Here is a 2,327-nt window from a genome sequence, read left to right on the forward strand (position 1 = left end):
CTAATTATGATAACGATATCACCTAATTTTATACGCTTGATTCAGTTCTCTTTACTTTTTTAATAACTCACCACTGGGATAACAACTGATGTCGTTAAGTAGTGAGTTATTAAGGTTAGAAACAACGCGTGAACACGTGTTCCTAACCCAGACTCATATCTATGTTTTTAAATAGTCTCTGTGCTCTCGTCGAGTCACAGATTCTGTATAAAACAGAAAGAAGTAATCTTGTCTTTACTAAGACGAATCACTTGTTTCTATTTGATACCTATTTATTTATTAGCATCTAAAGAATAGTTTATTATGTGGTGGAGCCAAACGGAGTCGAACCGTTGACCTCCTGCGTGCAAGGCAGGCGCTCTACCAACTGAGCTATGGCCCCTAATAATGGTAGGCCTGGGCAGACTTGAACTGCCGACCCCCGCGTTATCAACACGGTGCTCTAACCAGCTGAGCTACAGGCCTGTACGAGGCATATACCTCTAGCTAATAAACTAGCTTAAACTAAAGAACAACTTGTTGTGAATTCTTGCTGACCGAATGCCATCTATAAGGAGGTGATCCAGCCGCAGGTTCCCCTACGGCTACCTTGTTACGACTTCACCCCAGTCATCAACCACACCGTGGTGAACGCTCCCCCGAAGGTTAAGCTATCCACTTCTGGTGCAATCAACTCCCATGGTGTGACGGGCGGTGTGTACAAGGCCCGGGAACGTATTCACCGCGGCATTCTGATCCGCGATTACTAGCGATTCCTACTTCATGGAGTCGAGTTGCAGACTCCAATCTGGACTACGATAGGCTTTTTGAGATTCGCATCACATCGCTGTGTAGCTGCCCTCTGTACCTACCATTGTAGCACGTGTGTAGCCCTGGTCGTAAGGGCCATGATGACTTGACGTCGTCCCCGCCTTCCTCCAGTTTGTCACTGGCAGTATCCTTAGAGTTCCCGGCTTAACCCGCTGGTAACTAAGGACAAGGGTTGCGCTCGTTGCGGGACTTAACCCAACATCTCACGACACGAGCTGACGACAGCCATGCAGCACCTGTATTCTAATTCCCGAAGGCACTCCCGCATCTCTGCAGGATTCTAGATATGTCAAGACCAGGTAAGGTTCTTCGCGTTGCATCGAATTAAACCACATGCTCCACCGCTTGTGCGGGCCCCCGTCAATTCATTTGAGTTTTAACCTTGCGGCCGTACTCCCCAGGCGGTCTACTTATTGCGTTAGCTGCGTCACTAAGTCCTCAAGGGACCCAACGACTAGTAGACATCGTTTACGGCGTGGACTACCAGGGTATCTAATCCTGTTTGCTACCCACGCTTTCGAGCCTCAGTGTCAGTATTATGCCAGAAGGCTGCCTTCGCCATCGGTATTCCTCCAGATCTCTACGCATTTCACCGCTACACCTGGAATTCTACCTTCCTCTCACATACTCTAGCTCAACAGTATCAGATGCAGTTCCCAGGTTGAGCCCGGGGATTTCACATCTGACTTATCGAGCCACCTACGCTCCCTTTACGCCCAGTAATTCCGATTAACGCTTGCACCCTCTGTATTACCGCGGCTGCTGGCACAGAGTTAGCCGGTGCTTATTCTGCAGCTAATGTCATCGTCTCCGGGTATTAACCGAAGAGTCTTCTTCACTGCTTAAAGTGCTTTACAACCAAAAGGCCTTCTTCACACACGCGGCATGGCTGGATCAGGGTTTCCCCCATTGTCCAATATTCCCCACTGCTGCCTCCCGTAGGAGTCCGGGCCGTGTCTCAGTCCCGGTGTGGCTGATCATCCTCTCAGACCAGCTACAGATCGTCGCCATGGTAGGCCTTTACCCCACCATCTAGCTAATCCGACTTAGGCTCATCTAATAGCGAGAGCAGTAAACTGCCCCCTTTCTCCCGTAGGTCGTATGCGGTATTAATACGAGTTTCCCCGTGCTATCCCCCACTACTAGGTAGATTCCTAAGTATTACTCACCCGTCCGCCGCTCGACGCCTGATAGCAAGCTATCATCGTTTCCGCTCGACTTGCATGTGTTAAGCCTGCCGCCAGCGTTCAATCTGAGCCATGATCAAACTCTTCAGTTTAATCTTGCTATGAAGCTCTTTAAAGAAGCTTCTAAACTTGGCTCATCTAATCTGGCAAAATCGCTAAAAATTATGTTCGTAATGAATTAACTTTGAGTTTTTTTACTGTCTTAAATGATAATTTTTATAGTTAGAATCCTATCGAAAAGATAGTCAACCAACTTTATTTTTTAGCATTCTGAATCAGCAAAAATCCACACAAGTTGTTCTTTAGTTATGCTTTTAAATAATGTCTCTA

At 47.3% G+C, this 2,327-nt stretch carries 2 tRNA genes and 1 rRNA gene; all 3 read right to left on the bottom strand.

From position 1 onward, the window contains the following. Nucleotides 1-306: 306 nt before the first annotated feature. The 3 genes from JMX89_RS12700 to JMX89_RS12710 all read right to left on the bottom strand — a co-directional run bounded on the left by JMX89_RS12700 (nucleotide 307) and on the right by JMX89_RS12710 (nucleotide 2,089). A tRNA-Ala gene (locus tag JMX89_RS12700) sits at nucleotides 307-382 on the bottom strand. Between the two features lie 6 nt (nucleotides 383-388). Continuing rightward, nucleotides 389-465: transfer RNA gene (locus JMX89_RS12705), tRNA-Ile, on the bottom strand. An 85-nt stretch (nucleotides 466-550) separates the two neighbouring features. Continuing rightward, nucleotides 551-2,089 (bottom strand): 16S ribosomal RNA (locus tag JMX89_RS12710). Between the last annotated feature and the right edge of the window lie 238 nt (nucleotides 2,090-2,327).

Source organism: Psychrobacter sp. DD43 (genome assembly GCF_904846555.1).
GTDB classification, from domain to species: domain Bacteria; phylum Pseudomonadota; class Gammaproteobacteria; order Pseudomonadales; family Moraxellaceae; genus Psychrobacter; species Psychrobacter cryohalolentis.